The 21,893-nt window shown below is 70.9% G+C and carries 23 protein-coding genes and 1 pseudogene; 11 read left to right on the top strand and 13 right to left on the bottom strand.

Annotated elements, in window-relative coordinates; all coding sequences use genetic code 11:
- Positions 1–276: 276 nt before the first annotated feature.
- Entirely contained in the window at positions 277–867 is a 591-nt protein-coding gene (locus tag ABFY03_RS01505) for an NAD(P)-dependent oxidoreductase (RefSeq protein ID WP_346168897.1), read from the bottom strand.
- A 79-nt stretch (positions 868–946) separates the two neighbouring features.
- A pseudogene (locus ABFY03_RS37865) lies at positions 947–1,141 on the bottom strand (NAD(P)-binding domain-containing protein); the annotation flags it as partial.
- A gap of 96 nt (positions 1,142–1,237) precedes the next feature.
- Between ABFY03_RS37865 and ABFY03_RS01500 the strand changes: the two are divergent.
- Positions 1,238–1,813, top strand: coding sequence for a CGNR zinc finger domain-containing protein (locus ABFY03_RS01500; protein ID WP_346168896.1), 576 nt, complete (start codon positions 1,238–1,240; stop codon positions 1,811–1,813).
- Positions 1,814–2,031: 218 nt separating this feature from the next.
- Here the strand turns inward: ABFY03_RS01500 and sigJ are convergent, their stop codons facing one another.
- The gene (sigJ, locus tag ABFY03_RS01495) at positions 2,032–2,979 is read right to left on the bottom strand and encodes an RNA polymerase sigma factor SigJ (RefSeq protein ID WP_346168895.1); all 948 of its coding nucleotides are present in this window, start codon (positions 2,977–2,979) and stop codon (positions 2,032–2,034) included.
- Positions 2,980–3,194: 215 nt separating this feature from the next.
- On the opposite strand from sigJ, the gene ABFY03_RS01490 reads away from it, so the two are divergent.
- The 6 genes from ABFY03_RS01490 to ABFY03_RS01465 all read left to right on the top strand — a co-directional run bounded on the left by ABFY03_RS01490 (position 3,195) and on the right by ABFY03_RS01465 (position 10,339).
- Positions 3,195–4,184 (top strand): NAD(P)H-dependent oxidoreductase, encoded by a 990-nt coding sequence (locus tag ABFY03_RS01490; protein WP_319013623.1) that lies wholly within the window; start codon positions 3,195–3,197, stop codon positions 4,182–4,184.
- Between the two features lie 591 nt (positions 4,185–4,775).
- Positions 4,776–7,331 carry an alpha-L-arabinofuranosidase C-terminal domain-containing protein gene (locus tag ABFY03_RS01485; protein WP_346168894.1) on the top strand — a complete coding sequence of 852 codons (2,556 nt, stop codon included), beginning with the start codon at positions 4,776–4,778 and terminating at the stop codon, positions 7,329–7,331.
- A gap of 230 nt (positions 7,332–7,561) precedes the next feature.
- Positions 7,562–8,380 carry a barstar family protein gene (locus ABFY03_RS01480; protein WP_346168893.1) on the top strand — a complete coding sequence of 273 codons (819 nt, stop codon included), beginning with the start codon at positions 7,562–7,564 and terminating at the stop codon, positions 8,378–8,380.
- Positions 8,381–8,495: 115 nt separating this feature from the next.
- A complete protein-coding gene (locus ABFY03_RS01475; protein WP_346168892.1) occupies positions 8,496–9,161 on the top strand; it encodes a hypothetical protein in 666 nt (221 codons plus the stop codon).
- A gap of 142 nt (positions 9,162–9,303) precedes the next feature.
- Positions 9,304–9,984 carry a hypothetical protein gene (locus ABFY03_RS01470; RefSeq protein ID WP_346168891.1) on the top strand — a complete coding sequence of 227 codons (681 nt, stop codon included), beginning with the start codon at positions 9,304–9,306 and terminating at the stop codon, positions 9,982–9,984.
- A gap of 19 nt (positions 9,985–10,003) precedes the next feature.
- Positions 10,004–10,339 (top strand): hypothetical protein, encoded by a 336-nt coding sequence (locus tag ABFY03_RS01465; RefSeq protein WP_319013628.1) that lies wholly within the window; start codon positions 10,004–10,006, stop codon positions 10,337–10,339.
- Positions 10,340–10,398: 59 nt separating this feature from the next.
- Here ABFY03_RS01465 and ABFY03_RS01460 read toward each other — a convergent pair whose 3' ends face one another.
- Positions 10,399–10,887 (bottom strand): pyridoxamine 5'-phosphate oxidase family protein, encoded by a 489-nt coding sequence (locus ABFY03_RS01460; protein WP_346168890.1) that lies wholly within the window; start codon positions 10,885–10,887, stop codon positions 10,399–10,401.
- A gap of 40 nt (positions 10,888–10,927) precedes the next feature.
- Positions 10,928–12,370, bottom strand: coding sequence for an MFS transporter (locus tag ABFY03_RS01455; RefSeq protein ID WP_346168889.1), 1,443 nt, complete (start codon positions 12,368–12,370; stop codon positions 10,928–10,930).
- A 499-nt stretch (positions 12,371–12,869) separates the two neighbouring features.
- Between ABFY03_RS01455 and ABFY03_RS01450 the strand changes: the two genes are divergently transcribed.
- Positions 12,870–13,793, top strand: a complete 924-nt coding sequence (locus tag ABFY03_RS01450) for a LysR family transcriptional regulator (protein ID WP_346168888.1) — start codon at positions 12,870–12,872, stop codon at positions 13,791–13,793.
- A 113-nt stretch (positions 13,794–13,906) separates the two neighbouring features.
- On the opposite strand, the gene ABFY03_RS01445 is transcribed toward ABFY03_RS01450, so the two are convergent.
- Positions 13,907–14,101 (bottom strand): hypothetical protein, encoded by a 195-nt coding sequence (locus ABFY03_RS01445; protein ID WP_346168887.1) that lies wholly within the window; start codon positions 14,099–14,101, stop codon positions 13,907–13,909.
- 317 nt (positions 14,102–14,418) lie between these two features.
- Here ABFY03_RS01445 and ABFY03_RS01440 point away from each other — a divergent pair, with 317 nt between their 5' ends.
- Entirely contained in the window at positions 14,419–14,769 is a 351-nt protein-coding gene (locus tag ABFY03_RS01440) for a hypothetical protein (RefSeq protein WP_346168886.1), read from the top strand.
- Positions 14,770–14,843: 74 nt separating this feature from the next.
- Here ABFY03_RS01440 and ABFY03_RS01435 read toward each other — a convergent pair whose 3' ends face one another.
- Both ABFY03_RS01435 and ABFY03_RS01430 read right to left on the bottom strand, forming a co-directional pair.
- A complete protein-coding gene (locus tag ABFY03_RS01435; protein ID WP_346168885.1) occupies positions 14,844–15,509 on the bottom strand; it encodes a hypothetical protein in 666 nt (221 codons plus the stop codon).
- 74 nt (positions 15,510–15,583) lie between these two features.
- The gene (locus tag ABFY03_RS01430; RefSeq protein ID WP_346168884.1) at positions 15,584–16,324 is read right to left on the bottom strand and encodes a hypothetical protein; all 741 of its coding nucleotides are present in this window, start codon (positions 16,322–16,324) and stop codon (positions 15,584–15,586) included.
- Between the two features lie 172 nt (positions 16,325–16,496).
- Between ABFY03_RS01430 and ABFY03_RS01425 the strand changes: the two genes are divergently transcribed.
- A complete protein-coding gene (locus tag ABFY03_RS01425) occupies positions 16,497–16,907 on the top strand; it encodes a hypothetical protein (RefSeq protein WP_319013669.1) in 411 nt (136 codons plus the stop codon).
- 89 nt (positions 16,908–16,996) lie between these two features.
- Here the strand turns inward: ABFY03_RS01425 and ABFY03_RS01420 are convergent, their stop codons facing one another.
- Positions 16,997–17,614, bottom strand: a complete 618-nt coding sequence (locus tag ABFY03_RS01420; RefSeq protein ID WP_319013635.1) for a CGNR zinc finger domain-containing protein — start codon at positions 17,612–17,614, stop codon at positions 16,997–16,999.
- 168 nt (positions 17,615–17,782) lie between these two features.
- Here ABFY03_RS01420 and ABFY03_RS01415 point away from each other — a divergent pair, with 168 nt between their 5' ends.
- On the top strand, positions 17,783–18,520 hold the full coding sequence (locus ABFY03_RS01415) for a metallophosphoesterase (protein ID WP_346172182.1): 738 nt from the start codon (positions 17,783–17,785) through the stop codon (positions 18,518–18,520).
- A gap of 68 nt (positions 18,521–18,588) precedes the next feature.
- On the opposite strand, the gene ABFY03_RS01410 is transcribed toward ABFY03_RS01415, so the two are convergent.
- The 4 genes from ABFY03_RS01410 to ABFY03_RS01395 form a co-directional block, all read right to left on the bottom strand.
- Positions 18,589–19,422 carry an NAD(P)H-binding protein gene (locus tag ABFY03_RS01410; protein ID WP_346168883.1) on the bottom strand — a complete coding sequence of 278 codons (834 nt, stop codon included), beginning with the start codon at positions 19,420–19,422 and terminating at the stop codon, positions 18,589–18,591.
- 133 nt (positions 19,423–19,555) lie between these two features.
- The gene (locus ABFY03_RS01405; RefSeq protein WP_319013636.1) at positions 19,556–19,822 is read right to left on the bottom strand and encodes a hypothetical protein; all 267 of its coding nucleotides are present in this window, start codon (positions 19,820–19,822) and stop codon (positions 19,556–19,558) included.
- Between the two features lie 85 nt (positions 19,823–19,907).
- Entirely contained in the window at positions 19,908–20,486 is a 579-nt protein-coding gene (locus ABFY03_RS01400; RefSeq protein ID WP_319013637.1) for a TetR/AcrR family transcriptional regulator, read from the bottom strand.
- Between the two features lie 86 nt (positions 20,487–20,572).
- A complete protein-coding gene (locus ABFY03_RS01395) occupies positions 20,573–21,463 on the bottom strand; it encodes an SDR family NAD(P)-dependent oxidoreductase (RefSeq protein ID WP_346168882.1) in 891 nt (296 codons plus the stop codon).
- Positions 21,464–21,893: the final 430 nt, after the last annotated feature.

Genomic DNA, 21,893 nt, shown 5'->3' with positions numbered 1-21,893 from the left:
AGCACGTGCACACCGATGAGCACCAGCCGGAAGGCGGTGTGCTCGGGAAGACGGTGGCGTGACATGTGCGGAAGCCTGGCCCAAGTCGCCCGCACACTCAACCGAGTTCCGAAAAGTGAGACAAGAAGTCTCAGGATGTGATCAGACGTCGACCCCGGTCCGGGGCGCGGACCGGAGTCGCCGGCTGCCGTGTGCGGGCTGATTGCCTGCCACGGGTCTGGAGGGGAGCGGGGAGGCGTACGCCCTGGGGCCCTGCATCGGTTCAGACGGCGATGTTCACCGCGGCTGCCGCTCGGCGATCGCGGCCCAGTCGTCCGCCGCGCGGCCGTCGGCGATCGCCTGGTCGAACACGTCCCTGAGCAGTTCGCCGAACGGCAGGGGGACCGCCTGGCCGGCTGCCGCGTCGAGGGCGAGGTGGAGGTCCTTGCGTCCGAGTGTCGTGGTGAACCCGGCCGGCTGGTACGTCCGCCGCGCGATCATCGACCCGTACCCGGAGTAGACGGGGCCGGGAAAGAGCGTCGAGGCCAGCAGCTCGACGAACTGACCCGGGTCGGCACCGGCCGCCTCCGCGACGCTGACCGCCTCCCCGAGCGACTGGATCGCACAGGCGATCAGGTAGTTGCCCAGGACCTTGGCGATGTTCGCCTGCTCGGGCAGCTCACCCAGGCGCCATGTGCGGGAGCCGATCACGTCGAAGAACGGCTGTGCCCGGTCGACGAGTTCGGGCTCTCCCGCGGCGAGGACGTGCAGCGCTCCGGCCTCCGCGACGCCGACCCGGCCGAACACGGGGGCGGCGACATAGCCGACCCCGCGCGCCGCGTGCGCCTCTGCGGCGCGACGGGCCAGCCCGACGCTGACCGTGGCCACGTTGACGTGGACCGCCCCCCCGCCGGGCCTCGTCGAGCACGCCGGAGTCGAGGAACGTCTCCGTGAAGGCGGAGTCGTCGGACAGTACGGAGAACACCACGGGGCACCGGAGGGCCTCCGCGACGGACGCGGCGCGCAGGGCCCCGGCCTCGGCCAGTTCCTCCGCGGGCCCCTCCGAGCGGTTCCACACCACCGTCTCGTGGCCTGCCCGCACCAGGTTGCGCGCGATCGCCCGCCCCATCCCGCCCAGACCGATGACTGCAAACTCGCCCATCGCGCACCCTCCACCTCTGAACCGTCTGAGACGGTTCCATTGTGGCGGGGTCCGACGTCCGTGTCGAACCGTCTAAGGTGGTTCAGGAGGCGGTCCATGGTGGTGTGGAAGGCGGTGACCCGGGTGGAGGCTCGTCACCTGTTCAGGCTCGACAACGAGGTGCTGGCGTTCCGCTTCACCGCCACGCTGAGCGACCGGGCCGGCGCGGCGCCGTACGAGAGGCTCTCCGGCCCCGACCGGCTGCGACTCTGGTTGCGTGCCGTGGGGCTCGACGTCCCCGACGTCTCACCCGCCGCGTTCCAGGACGCGCTCAGCCTGAGGGAAGCGATCTACCGTGCCGGCCTGGCCGTCACGCGCACCCGACGCCCCGATCCGGGCGACGCGGCGATCCTGAACGGCTCCGCGAGCGCCGGACGCCCCGCGCCCGCCCTCGACGACGGCCTGACGGTCTGGCACCTCAGCGAGGAAACACCGGTACCGGACGCGCTCGCCGTGCTCGCCGCCGACGCCATCCACGTCCTCGGAGGGCCGGACCGCCACCGGATCAAGGCATGCGAAGGCCCGGGCTGCGCCGGCCTCTTCCTCGACACCAGCCGCGGCGCGAACCGTCGCTGGTGCTCGATGAACACCTGCGGCAACCGGGTCAAGAAGGCCCGACTCGCCCACAAGTGACCGATCCCGGAGTGGCGGGGGGCGGCGCCGGCGTGGGGGAGCGAAGGCGGCCGACGGCCGCCGCTCCTCACGCACGCCCGCATCGGGCGTGCGGCGGAGACCGGGTGCGGAGGAGGCTCCGCACCCGGCGTCTGCCGACACCGCGTGTCGGCGACCGCCCGGCGCGGGACCGCTGAGCCGCCGGGTCACCAGGGGTGCCGCGCCGTCGAGGCCGCCGGTCAGCCCGCCGTCCACGGGCGGAGTTTGGCGGGGTTGCGCACGGCCCAGATGTGCGTGATCCGGTCGTCCGCGACGTCGAACGCGTACACGGCCACGGCGACGCCCTCGTGCTCGATGACCAGGCCGGCCCGCCCGTTGACCGTGCGCTCCAGGACCGTCAGGGCGCCGGCCGCCCGGACGGCGAGGTCGGTGAGGTAGCGCGCGATTCCTTCGCTGCCCTCGATCGGGTGGAGCGCGGCGGCGACCACGCCGCCACCGTCCGCCGTGAGCGTCGCGCCGGGGGCGAGGAGGCTGAGGAGGGCGTCGATGTCCTGAGCGTCCCACGCCCGCTTGAACTCCCTGACGAGGGCCGCTTGGTGGGCGGCCGGGGTCGCGCGAGGCAGGGAGGCGCGGACGCGGCGCCGGGCGGAGGAGGCCAGTTCGCGGCAGGCGGCCGGGGTACGCCCGGTGATGCCGGCGATCTCGGCGAACGGGTAGCCGAAGACGTCGTGCAGGATGAGCGCGACGCGCTGGGCCGGGGTCATGGATTCGAGCGCGACGAGGAACGCCATGCTCACCGACTCGTCGAGCGTGACCCGGTCGGCCGGGTCCGCGGGGCCGGCCGCGGCGACGCCGGGGCGCCCGCTGATCCAGTCGGTCCGCTCGGGCAGCGGCTCCGGGATCCATTCGCCCATGTAACGCTCGCGCCGGACCCGCGCGGAGCGCAGGAGGTCCAGGCAGACGCGGGTGGCGACCGTCGTCAGCCAGGCGCCGGGGGAGTCGACGGCGTCCTGCTGCTGTCGGGACATGGCGTACCAGCGGGTGTAGGTCTCCTGGACCGCGTCCTCGGCCTCGGCCAGGGAGCCGAGGAGCCGGTAGGCGAGGCCGATCAGCCGTTGCCGCTCGCTGATGATCGCGTCGAGGCCCGCGTCGGACTCGTCGTGCCGTGACGTCGCGTGATCGGTCATGGTTCCGGTGGCTCCCTGTTCTCGGATCGTCCCTCGGCGGTCCGACGAGACAGCACGTCCGATTGTCAGGTCCTCGCTCTCCCTGACGTTCCGCGGGGCCGTGTCGTCGTACCCCTCGGAGACGCCACCCGCCCGGAAAGCCCGGGCAGGACGTCGTACCCCTCGGAGACGCCACCCGCCCGGGGAGCCCGGGCAGGACACCTCAGGAGACAGCGATGACCAGGATCGGCATACTCATCGGCAGCACCCGCCCCGGCCGCAAGGGCGAGCAGGTCGCCCGGTGGGTCCACGAGAGGGCGGCCCGCCGCGGGGACGCGGCGTTCGAGGTGATCGACCTGCTCGACCACCCGCTGCCGCATCTGGACGAGCCGCTGCCCGCGCTCACGGGGCGGTACGAGCACCGGCACACCCGCGCGTGGGCGGAGACCGTCACCCGCTTCGACGGCTTCGTCATGATCACTCCCGAATACAACGCCTCCATCCCCGGCGTGCTCAAGAACGCGATCGACTACCTGTACGCGGAGTGGACCCACAAGGCGGTCGGGTTCGTCTCCTACGGCGCCGGCGGCGGCATCCGTGCGGCCCGGCAGCTGCGGACCCTGTGCGAGCTCCTCCAGATGGGGGTGGTGACCCCGCAGGTCTCGCTGTCCCTGCACACCGATTTCGAGGACCTCACGACCTTCAAGCCGGGCGCCCCTCACCTCGGCGTCCTCGACGCACTGCTGGACCACGTCGTCGCCCGGAGCGCGGACGGAGGGACGGCCACCCCCACGCAGCGCGAGACGGACGAAGCCGCGATCCGCCACCACATCGACGGGGTGATCGACGCGATCCAGGCCAAGGACCTCGACGCTCTGAGGCGCTCCTACGCGACGGACGTGGTGTCCTTCGACATCGACCCGCCGCTGCAGCACGTGGGGATCGACGCGAAGCTCAAGAACTGGGCGAACGTGTTCGCGTTCTTCCAGGAGGTGACCTACGAGGTACGCGACCTGATGCACACCGTGGGCGAAGACGTGGCCTTCACCCACGGCTTCGGCCGCCTCAGCGGCACGCTGTCCGACGGGACGGCGGCGGGCGGCATGTGGGTGCGGGTCACCTTCGGCTTCCGGAAGATCGACAGCGCATGGCTGATCACGCACGACCAGGTGTCCGTGCCGCTGGACATCCTGGGCGGCAAGGGAGTCGTCGACCTCGAACCGTGACGTCGACGAGCCCTCAGGATCCTCTCGGAAGCTCGTGGCCACGTGACGGTCAGCTTGATCGGTCTCCGGTCTTCGGTCGCCGGTCCTCGGTCCGTTCGTAGCGAAGGGGAGTTCCCGGCCGCGGGCCGCCCCGGTCGAACTGCGGGGCCAGATCAATCCGTTGTCGCGACCCCGACCCCGACCCCGACGCCGCATCCGGCGCCGGGGTCGGGGTCGGCGCCGGGGTCGGCGTCCCGCAGTGGTCCGGCGGTAGCGTCCCCTCCGTCTCGCGCGGACGTGCGTCCTGAGTACGGGCACGACACTTCGCCGGCCCCTCGCCCTAGTGTGAGCGCTAACGCCGCGGTCGTCCCCTTCTCCTATCTGCCCAACAGAACATCGCCCATGCCTTGTCAAAGCAAAATGTGAGCGCTAACAATTGGCAGGCGCTCCTCCGATCCGCCCGCCCTCCACCGGCGTGCTGCGCCGTCACACCACAGTCCGATCCCCCCCAGGCCCCGAGCGCCGACGACCGCCTGGGCCCCGCCCGTACCGCACCGCGCACCCCGAGCACGACGCACGCCCCCAGCACCGTCCACCTCAAGGAGAGCCGCCTTGCGCCCACGTCACCGCACCACCAGAAGGGCCGGTGTCCTCACCGGCGGTCTGCTCGCCGGCTCACTCGCGGCCGGCCTCCTCACCCAGACACCGGCGGCCGCGGATCCTGCCGGCGTCACCGACTACACGCTCACCGTCGACGCAGCCGCCACGGGACCGGCGATCAACCCCACCCAGTACGGAGTCTTCTTCGAGGACATCAACAACGCGGCCGACGGCGGCCTCTACGCGGAGCTCGTACAGAACCGCTCCTTCGAGTTCGGCCCCGCCGACAACCGCTCCTACACCCCGCTGACCTCCTGGCAGCAGACCGCGTCCGGCGGCGCCACCGGCACCGTGAAGGTCGTCGACGACGCGGAGCGGCTGAACGAGCGCAACCGCAACCACCTGCGCGTCGACCTCGCCGGGACGGGCGGCACCACCGGCCGCTTCGGCGTCGTCAACAGCGGTTACGGCACCGGCATCGCCCTCACGGAGGGCAGGCGGTACGACTTCTCCGTCTGGGCGCGCACCGACCGTCCGGCCGGCACCCGTCTCACGACCGACCTGCGCACCGCCGACGGCACCGTCCTGACCGCGCCGCTCGGCATCACCGTGCGCGGCGACCGGTGGACCAAGTACACCGGCACGCTCGTCCCCAAGGTGACCACCACCGCGGCGCGGCTCGCCGTGACGGCCGCCGGCTCCGGGACCCTCCGCCTGGACATGGTCTCGCTCTTCCCCCGCGACACCTACAAGGGCCGCGCGAACGGGCTGCGCAAGGACCTGGCGGAGAAGATCGCCGCGCTGAACCCCGGCTTCCTCCGCTTCCCGGGCGGCTGTCTCGTCAACACCGGCAGCCACTACGCCTACGAGGCCCCGAACTGGGAACGCCGCCGCTCCTACCAGTGGAAGGACACCGTCGGCCCGGTCGAGCAGCGGGCCGTCAACGCCAACTTCTGGGGGTATCACCAGAGCTACGGACTCGGCTACTACGAGTACTTCCAGTTCGCGGAGGACATCGGCGCGATGCCGCTGCCCGTCGTGCCCGCGCTGGTCACCGGCTGCGGGCAGAACCAGGCCACCGACGACCCGGCCCTGCTGAAGCGGCACATCCAGGACACCCTCGACCTGATCGAGTTCGCCAACGGCCCCGTCACCTCCCCCTGGGGCCGCAAGCGCGCCGAGATGGGCCACCCGAAGCCCTTCGGCCTGACCCACCTGGGCGTCGGCAACGAGGAGAACCTGCCCGACGCCTTCTTCGCCCGCTTCACCGAGTTCCGCAAGGCCATCGAGGCCGAGCACCCCGAGATCACGATCGTCTCCAACTCCGGCCCCGCCTCCGAGGGCGCCACCTTCGACCGGCTGTGGGACCTCAACCGCCGGGCGGGCGTCGACATGGTCGACGAGCACTACTACAACTCCCCGCAGTGGTTCCTGGAGAACAACGACCGCTACGACTCCTACGACCGCAACGGCCCCAAGGTCTTCCTCGGCGAGTACGCCTCCCGCGACAACCGCTTCGCCAACGCCCTGTCCGAGGCGGCGTTCATGACCGGGCTGGAGCGCAACGCCGACGTCGTCAAGCTCGCCTCGTACGCTCCGCTGCTCGCCGACGTGGACAAGAACCAGTGGCGCCCGGACATGATCTGGTTCGACAACCACCGCTCCTGGGGCTCCACCAGCTACGAGGTCCAGAAGCTGTTCATGAACAACACCGGCGACCGGGTCGTGCCGAGCCGCGCCTCCACCACCCCGTCCGTCTCCGGACCGATCACCGGGGCGGTCGGCCTGTCCACGTGGGCCACCAGCGCCGCCTACGACGACGTCGAGGTCACCGCCGCGAACGGCGACACCCTGCTGAAGGACGACTTCACCGCAGGGGCGTCCCGATGGACGCCGGTGGCCGGGCGCGGCACCTGGGCCGTCCAGGACGGGGCGTACGTCCAGACCGACGAGGCCGCCGAGGACACCCTGGTCACGGCCGGCGACCCGGGCTGGCAGGACTACGACCTGAAGGTCAAGGCCACGAAGAAGTCCGGCAAGGAAGGATTCCTGGTCGCCTTCGGCGTGCGCGGCACCGGCAACCACTACTGGTGGAACCTCGGCGGCTGGGGCAACACCCGCTCCGCCGTCGAGAAGGCGGTCGACGGGGGCAAGCAGACCCTGCTGGAGCACCCCACCACCATCGAGACGGGCCGTACCTACGACATCCGCGTCCAGGTGCGGGGGCGCGAGGTCACCCTGTACCTCGACGGCCAGAAGTGGGGTTCCTTCACCGACGACAAGGCCGCCGAACCCTTCCGGCAGGTGGTGACCCGGGACAAGGGCGACCTCGTCGTCAAGGTCGTCAACGCCCAGGCCGCGGCGGCCCGTACGACCATCGACCTCGGCACCTCCAAGGTCGCCCCGACGGCCCGGCTGACCACCCTCGAAGGCGCGCCGGACGCGGTGAACAGCGCCGACGCCCAGCCGATCCGGCCACGCACGTCGACACTGCCCGGCATCGCACGCACCTTCACGTACACCTTCCCCGCCCACTCGGTCACCTTCCTCCGCGTCGAGGCCAGGTAGGCATCGCGCGGCACCGACGTCCCGCGCTCCGGTCGGGCAGGACCCGTCCCTGCCCGACCGAAGCGCGACCGCCTCCCGCCCGACGACCTCAGCGCTGTCGAACGCATCACCCAGGACCCGGAGGACGTCGACGCCTGCCGGCCGACGCCGGCCGGGGGAGTCGGTGGGCGGTGTGTATGCCTGTCAGGCAAGGGAGGTGCGTATGATCAGCGCTTCTTTTGGGGGACGGGATGCTTGGATCAGCACGGAGTGTCGAGGGACAGAAGTACGCGCTGTCCTCGGACGAGCACGACAATGACTTCTGGGGTCACGCTCACGAGGCCAGGGGGCTTTTCACCCCTCTGCCAGGGAAGGAGGGCGCTCGCCGGGTGCTCCTCGAAGGGTGTTCTCCGGAGGGTGGTCTGCTGGAGAGCGTCCATCACGGCGGTGGGTGGCGCGCCAGGGCAGGAAACGCCGACCTCGCCCTCCTCGACCACGACGGTGCCACGATCGGTTCCTACTTCGTGGGCGAGGTCACCGTCGTCGACGTGCAGCCTTCCGCACGCGGCGCCGGCCTCGTCGACGTCACGGTGACCCTCTGGTGCGACGACGCTCTGCCCGGATCCGAACGAGCGTGGGGCCTGGTCCGCAGAGGCGGTTTGAACCGCACCGGCATGTGGCACGAACTCGCAGCCGAGGAGAGACGCGCGTGGGTGTCGGTGGCACTCCGCTCCCACGGTTACCAGCGCCAGGAAGAGACCGACGCTCCGGCGGGCCAGGTGTTCGTTTTGGACGGCCGGCACATCGTCGACGAAGACAGCTTCTACTGCGCGATCGGTGAGGCCGTCAACGGGCCCGGCGGGTACTTCGGCCGGAACCTCGACGCTCTGGACGACTGCCTTTGCGGCGGGTGGGGCGCCACTGCTCCCTTCACCTTGCGATGGGACTCTTCGGCCGAGGCTCGGGCGCGGCTGGGAGAGGGCGTCCCTGGAGGCGATCGCGAAGCAACGGTCTTCGAACTGCTCGTCGAGGTCTTGGAGGAACGGGGCGTGAACGTCATCCTCCGGTGAGGGGTGACCGTGTCGGAGGCATCGACCTGGGCCAGCGCGGCACCGCGCCTGCGGACGACAGCGTGCGGATTCTCGTCCGGGGTGCTACGGAACCTCGCCACTAGACTCCGGCATCATGACAGCTGCCACGCCCGTATCGCCCGTCCCGGTCGCGCCGGCCGGTTTGACCCGCAGGGCGAAGGCGTTCGTCGAGTTGGCAGGCATCCGTGTGCCTCGGCAGGGCATCGAGCTGCACCGCGAGGCATGGGTCGAGCACAGTATCCCGGCTGCGGAGATCGATCGTGCAGAGGCATTCCAGGATCGTTGGGGCGGTCTCGCGCTGCCGCCGGCGCCATTCTACGAGGGCGGCCCGCGCATTCTGGGCGCGGATGTTCCCGAGGGCTCGGCTGCCGAGGGCTGGTGGTTCCCGGCCGGAGACTGCCGGGTCTCCATGGCCTACGGCTTCATGATCGGCCCGGGTGGCGAGTTCGGGGTCTATTGCTCCCGCTGGGCACCACTGCATGCCAGTACCGACGGCTGGGTGGAATCGTTGGCGCTGGCCGATCACGCCAGACGGTGGGCCAAGACCATCACGAGAGTCACGGGCACGGCTGTCGACTTCCTCGACCTCGACGGCCTCGAGCCAGTAACCGAAGTGGTGGGACTGGCCGACACCTGGTGGCGAGGCAAGGACTCACTCATAGCCGTCTACCGTGGCGAGGCAGTCTGCATGGACGCCCCAGGATGCCTCGAGGCCCATGTCTATGGCGGCCTCGACGAGTGGGGCCTCCACGGCGGCTGACCGTCAGCTGGCGATCCAGGACATCGTGCGTTCCGCGCCCCAGCGATGACCGCTGAGGCGGTAGACCCGCACACTGGGCCGTCGCGAGCCGCCCCTGGCGAAGACAGATGTCGCTGTCAGAGGCATCCGGTTGGATGAGCACGTGACTGTCTATGACGTGGCTCGCCAGCTCCCTTCCCCCACTGACCTGCGGAACCTGTGCCGCTCCCTCGCGATGCTCGACGCGATCTTGAGCCCGGACTGGGAAGACCGGTTCTACTCGTTCAACGCCGGCTGGGCCGACGGCGAGGAGATGGCGTCGATGCGTAACGGGTCCGGGGACGAGTACTCGATCGTGTTCGCGGCGGCCGGGGTCTATCTCCGTGGCTTCGGCCACGAAGCGCCGATGAGCCCTTATGGCAGCGACGGCGAACCCTGGCCGGGTGTGATCGACGAGGTCCCGGAGGTCTTCAAGTCGTTCGTCGAGGAGCCGGCGTTCACCGACGAGGACGGCGTTCCCGTCGTGACGGCCTGCCTGTGGCGGGAGGCGACGGATGATCAGTGGCGGCACGGCGTGATCGACTTCCCCGCCGGATGTGCCGATCCGGACGGGGCGACGGGCCTGTTCGAGCTTCTGGTCGACCGGTCGCCGGAAGCATTCCAGCGCTACGCCGAGGACTACTACGAGGTTTCCGTGGACCTGGAGGCGGTGCGCGACGTGTATGCCTTGAGACCGCTGAACCAGAAGCTCGTGTCATCACTGAACTCGGACGTCACCCTCGCGGACCTGGCCGAGGACATGGCCGAGATCGGCTACCCGCAGCCGGCCCCGGACGAGACGTGAGCCTCCATTCCCTCCGGACATGACCGTCGCCGACGAGGTCCTCGCCCCCTTCGTGGTGAGCCGGGACCTCGGGGCCGACGTCCTGTCGGTGAGGACAGCCGACGGGGAGGAGGCGGACGTGTACCTCAACCCTCCCGACGGCATCACCTCCCACCGCCACGGAGGCGGCGGGGTCATGGCCCTCCTGGCCGTCCTCCTGCGGCGCCTGGACGCCGCACTCGTCGTCCCGGGCGGTCCCGTCGTCCTGCCGTCCGACCACGTACGGGACAGGCTGCCGGGCGCGCCGACGGACGGCCTCCCGACTGTTGTCGCACACCCGGGGCCGGAGATCGACCAGGCCATCCGGACCGCCTGAACGGCGCCGGGCCCGGATGCTCCCGGACCCGGCGCCTTCGGGGGCGACGGGTGGAAGGGTCAGTGGTCGACCGGCTGCCAGATCGTGCTCCGCAGGTCGGAGCCTCTGACCAACTGGATCCGCCGGGGGCGGATCCGGATGACGTGAAACCCCGGGTCGCCGGGCCCGCCGCGCCAGTAGTGGATCGGGTCGTAGCCCACCCCCGGCGGGCCGCCCTTGAGGTAGAGGTCCCAGGCGCGCTGCCGGTCGTCGTCGGACTCCGCCCAGGTGGAGAGGGCGTCGACGTGGACGGTGTTCTGGCGGTGGTCCCAGTAGGAGTAGGTCGTGTGCGGGCTGTGGGCCAGGTGCGCCGCCTTGACGGGGGTCCTGTAGGCGGCCAGCCAGCCGAGCGGGCGGCCGTCGACGATCTCCCAGACGGGGAGGAGGACCCTGGCGCGAGGACGGTTCCTGCGGTCGACGGTGATCATCGTGGCGTACTTGATGTCGCGGACGTACCTGAAGAAGGTGTCCTGGATGTCGGTGAACGTGTCGGTCCTGGTGGCGGGCACGGCAGGTGCCCTCCTTCCCCTGGGGTTGGGACGGCGGCAGTTACTCGACACTCGTGCGTTCCGGCGAAGGATCCCGCCGCGAGACCACATGGCCCCTGCCCGACCGCACTCCGAAGGCGCTGACCAGCACCGCGCCCAGGGCGGCGGCGAGGGGTACCCACAGTGCGGCCTGGTATCCGGCGAGGCGCGCGGCGGCCGAGTCCGACGCCGTGGCCGAGACGTTGACCGCGGCCGCCGCCGAGAGACCGAGTGCCGCGCCGAACTGGAACGCGGTGTAGAGGAGCCCGCCGGCCAGCCCCTGCTCCTCCTCCCTGACGTTCTCCGTCGCGACGATGGTCAGCGGACCGTACGTCAGGGCGAAGGCGATCCCGAGCAGCAGCAGGCTCGGAAGCATCGCGAGATAGGTCCAGTCGGCGTCGAGACGCAGGAAGAGCGCGTACGAGAGGGAAGCGAGGATCAGGCCGCCTAAGATCAGGCGGGCGTTGCCGAAGCGGTCGACCAGCTTGGGGACGAGGGTCGGCGAGAGGATCGCGTCGACACCGATGACGATCATCGCGAAGCTGGTCTCCAGGGTGGACCAGCCGCGGAGCTCCTGGAGGTAGAGGACGACCAGGAACTGGAAGCCGAAGAACCCCGCGGCGAAGAGCAGACCGGCGACGTTGCTCCGGACCAGACTGCCGGTGCGGAGGATGCCGAGCCGGACCAGGGGCGCGGCCGCGCGACGTTCGATGGCGACGAACGCGGCGAGGGAAGCCAGCCCCGCGCCCACCGTGACGAGGGTCGACGCGAGCGGGGCGTGGCTCACCCGCTCCACACCCAGGACCAGGAGCAGGATGGCCGCGGTGATGGTCAGGCCGCCGGCCAGGTCGAGGCTCTGTCCGGTCCGGTCCGGCCGAGGCGACTTCGGTACGAAGGCCAGCGCGCCGATCAGGATCAGCGCCGAGAGGACCACCGGCGCGAAGAACACCCATCGCCAGTCGACCGACGCGAGCAGCCCGCCCACGACCAGGCCGATCGAGAAACCGCCGGCGGCCGTACCGGAGTAGAAGAGCAGAGCCTTGTTGCGCCGTGGTCCCTCCGCGAAGCCGGTGGTGATGACGGAGAGGCCGGCCGGCGTCATGAAGGCCGCCGCGACGCCGGTCACGAACCGGGCGGTGATCAGCTGCCAACCCTCCGAGGCGAACCCGCCGAGCCCGGAGAAGACCAGGAAGACCGAGAGCCAGGACACGAACATCCGGCGCCGTCCGAAGAGGTCCGCCGCCCGGCCGCCGACCAGCATGAAGCCGCCGTAGCCGAGCACGTACGCGCTCATGATCCACTGCAGCGTGCCGGTGGAGAGGTCGAGATCCGCGCGGATGGCGGGCATCGCCACATTCAGCATGGCGACGTCGATGCCCTCAAGGAAGATCGCGCCGCAGAGAACGAGCAGCACGCCCCATTCCCGGGCACTGAGCGCGGCGGCCGCCGCCTTGGTCGTACGCATGACAGGTCAACTCCTGGCTGTAGGCAGGGGGAGGGCAAGAGGGGTGTGGTGTGCTGCCCGCTGTTGTCCGGGCGGCTAGTTCACCTTCGGCCAGGACGCGAGGGACGAACAACGGCGAAGACCTGGACGTTCGTTCAGCGAGGCTTACCGATCCGGCTCACCTGGGGGAACCGACGGAACGCGACGGGAACGAGGGCCTTCTCCTGCCCCTGGGCGGGACCCCGTTCCGGTCGCCGCGTCGCAGAACAGACGCACGCCTCCCACGGCCGGCCGAGCCAGCCGATCCGGCGTCCGGACACACGCCTCGAAGCCGCCGCTGCTTCGCACCAGACCTGGCGCACTCGTGCGTGCCGTCCCGCGGTACACACGACCAGGTCGCAGGTCTCCGCAGCCTCGGTCCCGATCCACCGCGACTGGCTGCCGGAACAACGGTGGGTGATGAAGACGTTGACGCGACCGGCGGCCGTGCCGATCTGGTTCACCCGAGGGGATCCGTCCATTGGAACGCGACGAAGTCGAGTGCTTCCTTCTGCTCGCCGAAGAGCTGCACTTCGGCCGCACCGCAGACCGGATGGGGCTCTCCCGCGCCCGCGTCAGCCAGCTGATCCAGCGCCTCGAACGGCGTGTCGGGGCACCGCTGTTCATCCGCACCAGTCGCCGCGTCACCATGTCCGCGATCGGCAGCCAGCTGCGTACCGACCTCGAACCGCACCACCGCGCGATGGACGCCGCACTGGCGCGCGCCGCCTCCACCGCGCGCGGCATCGACACGGTCCTGCACGTCGGCTTCTCCAACCCACTCACCGGGGAGATCCTGTTGAAGGTGACGGAGGCGCTACGCGCCAGCCATCCCGGCCTCGCGGTGGAGATCTGCGAGGTGCCGATGACCGATCCGTACGGTCGTCTGCGCGACGGGGAATTCGACGTCCAGCTGCAGGAGTTCCCGGTCCGTGAGGACGACCTGGGCGGCGGCCCGCCCCTCCTCACCGAGGACCGTGCCCTCGCCGTACCGTCCACGCATTTGCTTGCTGCCCGCGGCACCGTCTCCCTGGAGGATCTGGCCGACGTCCTCCTCCTCACAGTCGAGGGCGAGCTGCCCGCCTACTGGCGGGAGCACTACACGCCCACCCACACCCCGAGCGGCAGGCCCATCATGCCCGGCCCCTCCGTGACCCAGATGCAGGAGGCCCTGATGCTGGTCGCGGCAGGCCGGGGCGCCCTCCTGACCGCCGCGCACTCGGCGACCTACTTCGCGCGGCCCGGCGTCGCGTACGTCCCCATCACGGACGCGGAACCTGTCGGCTACGGCCTGGTCTGGCGCGCCGGCGACACCACCGCCGCACTGGAGGCCTTCGCGGACGCGGCCAGCGCCGCGGCGCGCGAAATGACGCAGGGGGCCTCGCGGACGGTGGCGCCGGTGTGAGTCGCGCCTCGGCTCGCGCACGACCGGTCGGTCCCGGCCTCCACGGCTGCCGTCTCGTGTAGTGGTCTCTGCCGAACGTGGGCCGAAGGCCACCACGAGAGCTGCCTACCCCCTCAGCGCCGCACGATGATGTCGAGGCCGTCCTCCCTGGCATACTCGGCTGACTCCTGTTCGGCCAGTTCGACGGCCTCGTCGAGGGAGCGCGCCCGGAACTGGCTGGTCTCCCCGACGCGCACCTGTCTGCCTCCGCGTCGGGAACCATCCCCGACGGCGTCCTGCGCGACGATCCGCCCACTCCGACCGTCCATGACGCCTTCCGGATCGACTGGGACGTCTTCCAGCGAACGCTGAACCGGCTGCCGGCGGCCCGCGTCCCGTGGCTACGCGAGATCAGCGACCGTCTCACCCGCCACAGGCGCACCGGCCTCCTCTGGCGGAGTCACACGTACCCGGCCCGGTGGAACGGTGCCGGCGGCGCTTCGCGCGTGGGGTGTGAGCAAAGGGGGCCATCGACGGGCCCGCTCGTGGCAGGATGGTCCCATGCTGATCCGAAAGGGCGATGCCGCGTAGGCGTCCCGAGGCCGTCCGCGCAGAGCGGTGGCGGCCACGATGGCAGGAACCGGTCATGAGGGTCCGTGGCGTTTCCGCGCGGACTCGTGCAGCCATCCGCCGGGTCGAAGACCAGGAGATGTGGCCCAACGCGGTCGCCAAGGCGCTCTCCCGTCTCGAGTGGGCGTTCCAGCAGCCTGGCCGCTACCTGAACGCCTCTGAAACCCCTTCGCCCGGGCTGGAGGTCGAAGACGCCCGTGACGACCTGGAGCTGGCCATGCGGCTTCTTCCCCTCGGAGCCAGACGGGACTTGGGGCGGCTGATCAAGCGGATCGATGAGGAATACGAACGCCGTACCCTGCCGGAACCCAACAACACGGCGTGGGCGGTGTTCGGCTGGTGGTGGACGAGGGCCCGGGAACGCTGACGGTTTTGGGCTCGGGGAAGTCCCCGCATCGAACGGCACCCCCACCGCCGGCGGGGCTTCCCCGAGTGCCTTCCTCACAGGCCGGCTTGATCGAGCACCTGGTACATGGTCACGACGGGGAGCGTCCGGTTGGCGGCCGCCCCGGCGAGGACGGCTGGGTCGTCGGACGTGAGGAGAGTCATCAGCCGGTGGCTCGGGACGGACGGGTTGGTCGCTGCCCGAGTCCGCACATGGTCTGTGTCGTCGGCCAGCAGCGCCTCGATCGTTTCCCACGGAAGCCCGGGATGTGCCGCGGCGACGACCCGGTCCCGCGGGTCGTCGGAGCGGGCCAAGGCCGTGGCGGCATCGGCGGGGAAGTTCTTGTGGGCGAGCATGTCCCAGCGGCTGTAGCTCTTCCAGTCGGCGGCAACGCGTGCCAGCAGCCAACCGGGGGCGTCGGGTTGGCGCTCGCACACGAACAGCCGCACGGCGAAGCTCTCATCGCCGGCGAGGATCCCCACAGCCTCCTCGCACAGGTCGGTGCGCATGGCCAGCGTCTTTCGGAAGACCTGGTGACGGCTGCGCGCGAAGGCGACCTGATCGGACGCGGACAGCTCTTCGTCCAGGAGCCACTCGACGGCGTTGCCGCCGCTGCGATCGTCGTACGCGACCGATACCGACTCCCGCAGCACCGGGTCGAGGTCGAGGCGTGCGACGACAGCCGCGCGGACCTCGTTGTCGGGATCGTGCGCCAGCGCCATGACATGCTGCACGGTCAGCGTCGGATTGGCCGCGACCGCGGCGCGCAGCCGTGGGTCCGTCAGGAAGCGGTCGGTCAGGTCGGCGCCGGGCGGTGGTCCCGGGCGGCGTCCAGGTCGGCGGTCGCGGCGATCCGCCGCAGGAGCCCCACATGGCGTGCCGGGTCCTCGGCGGAGTCGATCTCGGCCAGCAGGACGCGGGCGGCCTCGGGGGGAAGGGGACCGTCCAGCCGGAGCAAGAGCAGCTCACGGGCGAACGTATCGGTGGCCCGCGCAAGGAGTGCGCCGATCCGGGCGGCCGGCGCGGGGTTCCACTCGGTGGCGGCGATGGCGGCCGTACGCGCGTCCCCGTCGTCGAGGATCCTGGCCCGTAGGGTGTCGGGCAGGTTCCGGTTCAACGCCAGGGCACGGCGTACCTTCGGCTCCGGGTCCCGGGCCAGCACTTCGTAGACCTCAGGGGACAACGGCTCCGGGACATCCAGCCCGTGCACGCCGACGGTGGTGAAGTACTCTGCACCCTCCGCCAACCGGCCACGCACCCGCGGGTCGACGTCTCGGGCGAGAACACGCTGCGCCTCGGCCGGGAGTCGAGGATGCGCAGCCAGCTCCGACCGCAGGTCCGCATCCTCGTCGCCGGCAAGGATCACCGCGGCCTGCGCGGGCAGGTCACGCCGCCGCGCGAGCTTCGTCCGATCGATGTCCGCCGCCGCAAGGCGCACGAGAACCTTCGGTTCCGCGCAGGGGTTGACTGCCAGTCCGCTCAGCAACACCGTCAGATGTCGGCGCGTGGTGACCGGGACGTCGGAGGAGGCAGACATCAGCCCATGGTGCCAGACCGCCTTTCGGTGCGGCGTCGCACGTCTTCGGCGGTGGGGGCTGGGTTCCTCGCCGTACTCGACGACAGTGCAATGCGCGATCCCGTCCGTCGGATGGGTGTCCGGTTCCTTCGCACCCGGCGACAACGCGGGCTCTAGGGTGAGGGATGTGGCGATGCAGACGGTGATCGACGATCTGGTGGAAGAAGCCGAGCGACAGCTGCGGGATCAGGCCTGGACGCCGACCCAAGCCGACCGAACCATCGCGGCGCAGGCCGCCACCAGGTTGTACGCCGCTGTCGGCACGCCGCAGTCCCACGAGGCCCTGTCCGACGTCGACCGGCTGGCGCGCCTGCGTGAAGCGCTCGCCGCCCTTGCCATCGCTCTCGCCCACGTCCACGGACGCCTGGCCTGGTTCCTCGGCGCAGCCGTCACGGCGCTCACGCCGGTCCTGCACTGGCGCGCTCTGCCGCCCGAGGACGGCCCGACCTTCGGAGCCGTCCAACCGACTCCTCAGCAGTACGCGGAGGCCGAGGCGGCCGTGCGTCGGCTGCGGAGCGCCCTCGCCGGCATCGCCACCGTGTGACCCGGCCCTGCCCATGGCCGCAGAGATCGAAGGCGAGCGGCTGACGGAGCCGCGGCGCGCACGGGCTCAAGGGCTCAAGGGGAAGGGAGTCAGACCGAGTGTGAGTCACCGTCGGCGGCTGTACGTCGACGCCGGTAGTGGCGCGCCGCTCGGGCACGGTTTCCGCAGGAGGGCTTGCACCATTCCTGCCGACCGTGGCTCTTGACGAAGTAGCGCACGCAGCGTGGCGCGGAGCAGGCCCGCAGTCGGCTGAGCTGCGGTCCGTTCAGGAAGTCGATGGCGGCGCGGGCCAGGAAGGCCGTGAGCCGAACCGTCGGGTCGTCCTCCGTGGACAGCAGGCGGACGGCGGGGGCGCCGTCCGGCGGCCAGACCAGCTGCGGGACGACCGTTTCACGGGCGGCGACCGTGTTGAGGTGGGCCACTGCCTGGTCGGCCGGCATCAACTGGCGGGAGTCCGCCGCACTCGGGGGAGCGGGACTGACGGCCCGGGCGAAGAGGGCCCGTACTGCCTGCCGCAGTCCGACGATCTGCGTCCTGAGGTCCTCGTCCGCTGTCGTCTCCCCGGCCGGAACATGGTCGGGGAGCAGGTCGGCCTGTGCCTGAAGCCATTGGGTCACGCCGTGGGGAGTGGCGAGGTCGTCGGTGACACCACCGTCCCCGTCGTGGCGGATCGTGCTCGCCAGTTCCAGTGCCGGCCAGCGCTCCATCAGCGCCTCCTTCCCTCGTCGTCCACCACTTGATCACATTCCCGCGCACACTCTAAGGTCCCTAACGGGAAATCGAGGTTTTCCGTTAGGGTCTGAGGTGGGGTGTCAGCCCTCCCTCGGTGGGGAACGGTGGCCGGGAGCCGCCGCGGGAGGGGACCGATCGTGACCGTGCTGCTTGCCCAGATCAGCGACCTGCACCTGGACGGCAGTGAGAGAGCCACAAGCCGCGCCACCCGCGTCATGGACTACCTGCGGGAACTCCCGCGACCGGTCGACGCGCTCCTCGTCACAGGGGACATCGCCGATCACGGCGACGAAGCCGAATACGCGGAAGCCGCCCGTATCCTGACCGCCCCTTTCCCGGTGCTCACCTGCCCCGGCAACCACGACGTGCGTCCGGCCTACCGCAAGGCCCTGCTCGGGGAGGCGCCCGGCCAGGGCCCCGTCAACCGGGTCCATCACATCGCCGGGACCGTCATCCTCATGTGCGACTCCACGATCCCCGGCCGCGACGAGGGGCTCCTCGACGCGGCGACGCTCGACTGGATCGACGCCCAGCTCGCCGGGCTGCCGCGGGACACCCCTGCACTGATCGCCTTTCATCAGCCGCCCGTCGCGCTCCACCACCCCCTGCCCGACTCCGGCATGCTCCAGCAGCCCGAGCGTCTGGCCGCCCTGCTGCGGGCACACCCGCAGGTGATCGCCGTCCTGACCGGGCACGCCCACACGGCCGCCGCCTCGACCTTCGCCGCCCGTCCCCTGATCGTCGGACCGGCCGTCACCTGGACCCTGCGCTTGCCGTGGGAGGGCGACCGTCCCGCAGACCGCGACCAGCCGCCCGCCCTCGCCTTCCACGTGCTGGACGACGACCGGCGCCTGACCACGCACTACCGCGTCGTGCTCTGACCTCCGCCGACCGCCCGCCCCGCCCCGGCGATCTCACGGCCACGTCGTCGACCCACCGCGCCCACGTGTCAGCGGAAGGCGTCGGCGTTCTCCACGGCCCACTGCCGGAACGGGCGAGCCGGCGCTCCGGTGACCTCGGCAACCGTCGCCCGCACCCTCAACAGCTCGGCGTTCACGTCCCCGCCGGTGACGTCGAGCACCGCGTCCGCAGCCTCGGACTCGAAGGCCTCGACCATCTGGGCGTAGGCCTCCCGGCGGCTGATCTCGACGAAGGGAACCTCCCTGCCCAGCGCCGCTGCGATGGCCTCGACCTGCCGGCGGGCGGTCACCGGCTCCGGGCCGGTCAGCGCATACGTACGTCCGCGATGGCCGGGCTCGGTCAAGGCCACGCGCGCCACGGATCCGATGTCCGCAGGGTGGATCGTCGGCAGCGCGGTCTCGGCATACGGCGCGCGGACGGGCTCGCGGCCGCGGATGGCAGCGGCCCACATGAGGGCGTTCGACGCGAACTGCGTCGGCCGCAGGATCGTCCACGCCATACCGGACTCCTTGAGCAGCTCCTCCACCTCCAGGTTCTCGGCGGCGGGGCCCAGGTGCGGGTGGGTCTGGACGGTGATGGACGACACCAGCACGACGTGCTCCACACCCGCCTGCCGGGCCGCCTCGAGGATGCCGTCGTCCGAGCCCACACGCGATACGAGAAACAACGACCGCACCCCGTTCAGCGCGGGCTGGAGCAACGCAGGCTCTGCCAAGTCGCCCTCCACAGCCTCGACCCCGTCGGGCATGACAGCCCGAGCAGCGTCACGGGTGAGCCCTCTCAGCGGTTCGACACCGCGTGCGTGCAGCTCCTTCAGCAGGGCACGGCCAATGTTTCCAGTGGCTCCGGTCACGAGGATCATGGGCGTGTCTCCCGTCGTCAGTGATCAAGCGCGCCCACGCTAAAACCTCAAGAAAGCTTCAGATCAAGGCGGCGCCGAACCCGGCCGCTACATCAGCGGGGACTTGGACCGCCGACGGGAGGTCCACGGGAGTTCAGTGGTCGAATACGTTCAGGAACCTCGTGGTCGCCCATCGGAACTGCTCGTCATCGTCGCGCGACTCGAGGAGGCCGGCTTCCACGAGCGCCAGGAGGGTGGCGTGGAGGGCGCGCCCTGTCGGGTTGTCCTCCCAGAAGATCCTCTTGCTCTTCGAGAAGGGAACGTCCCGCGTCAGCGCACCGAGGCTCAATCCCAGCTCGTATGCGGCCTGATCCCAGTCGACCCAGTCCTTCATCGCTTCCGAAAAGACCATCTCACTCACTCGCCCTTCCCTTCGTCACGGTCGCATTCGACTCTCCCAGCCGCTCAGCGGGCCGTGAGCGATGCCCGGACTCATCACTCGGTCGTCAAGCGCTCGATGGTGTCGCGTGCAGGCCTTCGAGGAGGGTGGCGAGGTAGCGGTGTGCGGTCTCGGCCCGCTCGGCGGGGGTGCCGCCGTGGACGTTCGCGGCGTGGGCGATGCCGCACACGAGCGGGACGAGGTCGGCGGCGGTGAGGTCGGGGCGGACCACTCCGGCATCGCGGGCCCGGGCGAGGAGGATGGTGCCGGCCGACGCCAGCGCCTCCTTGAGTTCCGTCGTGCGCGGCACGGCGTCCGTGGCCGCGGCGGCGACGGGCGGCAGGGCGGCGTCGGTGACCTGCGCCTCGACGGTGAGGTGGAGGAAGCCTGTCAGGCCGCGCCAGGGGTCGGCGTCGGTCAGCGCCTGCTCTCCGTGGGCGGCCAGGGCCTCCAGGCCCGGCGCGGCGACGGCCTCCAGCAGCGCTTCGGGCGTGGCGAAGTGACGGTAGACGGTGCCGACCCCGAGTCCGGCCCGGCGCGCGACGTCGTTGAGCTGCAAGGGGGTGCCCTCGTCGACCAGCTCGCGGGCGACGGAGACGATCCGTTGCCAGTTGCGGGCCGCGTCCTTGCGTAGAGGCGTCGTCATGCGGCCATGCTAGTCGGATGGTTCATCCGGATGGCTCCTTCGCCCCCTGTTCCCCGCAGCGCCGCGATGCGCCGCGCGTACGACGCTCAGGAGGGCGCGAGCGGAGCGTGCCGTGCGCTGAGTCGGCGTACGGCATCGACGACGCGGGGGTCGGCCGCCGCCCGGTGCGGCGCGACCGGCCGCGCCTGGGCTCCGATGACGATGCCCGTTCGGCCGGTCAGCGTCTCGTCGGTGGCGGCCGTGATGGAGGACCTGGCTGCCGCGGACGCCGGCCCCGAGGTCGAGCGTTCGAAGGTGCGGCGCACCAGCGGCCACAGCAGCCGCAGGGTGGGCGAGACGATCTTCGGGTCGTTCATGGTGCCGTCGGTCATGCCCGTCGCGGCGCCTCCGGGGTCGGCGGCGAACACGGAGACGCCGGTGCCTTCCAGACGGCCTGCCAGGTCCAGGGTGTAGGCCAGGTTGGCGAGCTTGGCGCGACCGTACCAGTGGAATCCGTAATAGCCGCCCGGCGGCTCGACGGCATCGAACCCGCGCTTGGCCACGGCGACCGCGCCCGACGTGACGTTCACGATCCTGCTCGGTGCGCCGGCCGTGAGTGTCGGCAGCAGCAGTTCGGTCAGCAGGTAGGGCGAGAGGTGGTTGACGACGAAGGACGCCTCGACTCCGTCCCGCGTCTGACGCTCGGCGAACATCGCGCCGACGTTGTTGACCAGCACCGTCAGCGGTTCCCCCGAAGCGGCGTGGTCGGCCGCGATCGTCCGGGCGAGCGCCCGCACCTGTTCGAGCGAGCCGAGATCGGCCGACAGGAACCGGGCCGGATGCGCCGGCCCCGCCGCGTTGATCCGCTCGACGGCCCCGGCTCCCCGCTCGGCGTCACGCCCGACCACCGTGACCGCGAACCCGGCGACGGCCAGCCCCAGCGCCGTCTCCAGACCGATGCCCCCTGTTCCGGCCGTGACCACTGCTGTCTTCATCATGTGCTCCTCCACCCCCGGCAGTGAAGTGGATGGGTCATCCACTTGTGCCCCGGACGCTAGCACACATTCGGATGAACTATCCGGTTGAAGTTCCGGTCGTGTGCCGTGGATCGCTGACACGCCGCAGGGGCGACGCCGCCGCGGCCGCGCCTGCCATGCACCACCTCTTCCCACAGGGCACCCGAGCGAGCGCCCGGTCCGACTCGACCCGCTGAGAAACGATCACCTGCGGCATGGGCTACAGCGGTCCCGCCCCCGGTCGGCACCGCGTCCCGTGACGACGACGGGTCGAAGCGCACGGCGGCTCGCAGGGCCGGGACACGGAGGACCGCCGGCGGGTCACACCGAACGGCCGCCGCGACGCGGTCGGCTCTCCCCCGTCGCCGTCAGCACGCCGCCAGGGCAGGCGCCGGGGGCGTCGCGCAGGGAC

It is taken from the genome of Streptomyces roseofulvus, assembly GCF_039534915.1.
GTDB lineage: Bacteria > Actinomycetota > Actinomycetes > Streptomycetales > Streptomycetaceae > Streptomyces > Streptomyces roseofulvus.
Note: the sequence above shows the minus strand (reverse complement) of the source record. Positions and strands in the feature narration are given on the sequence as shown.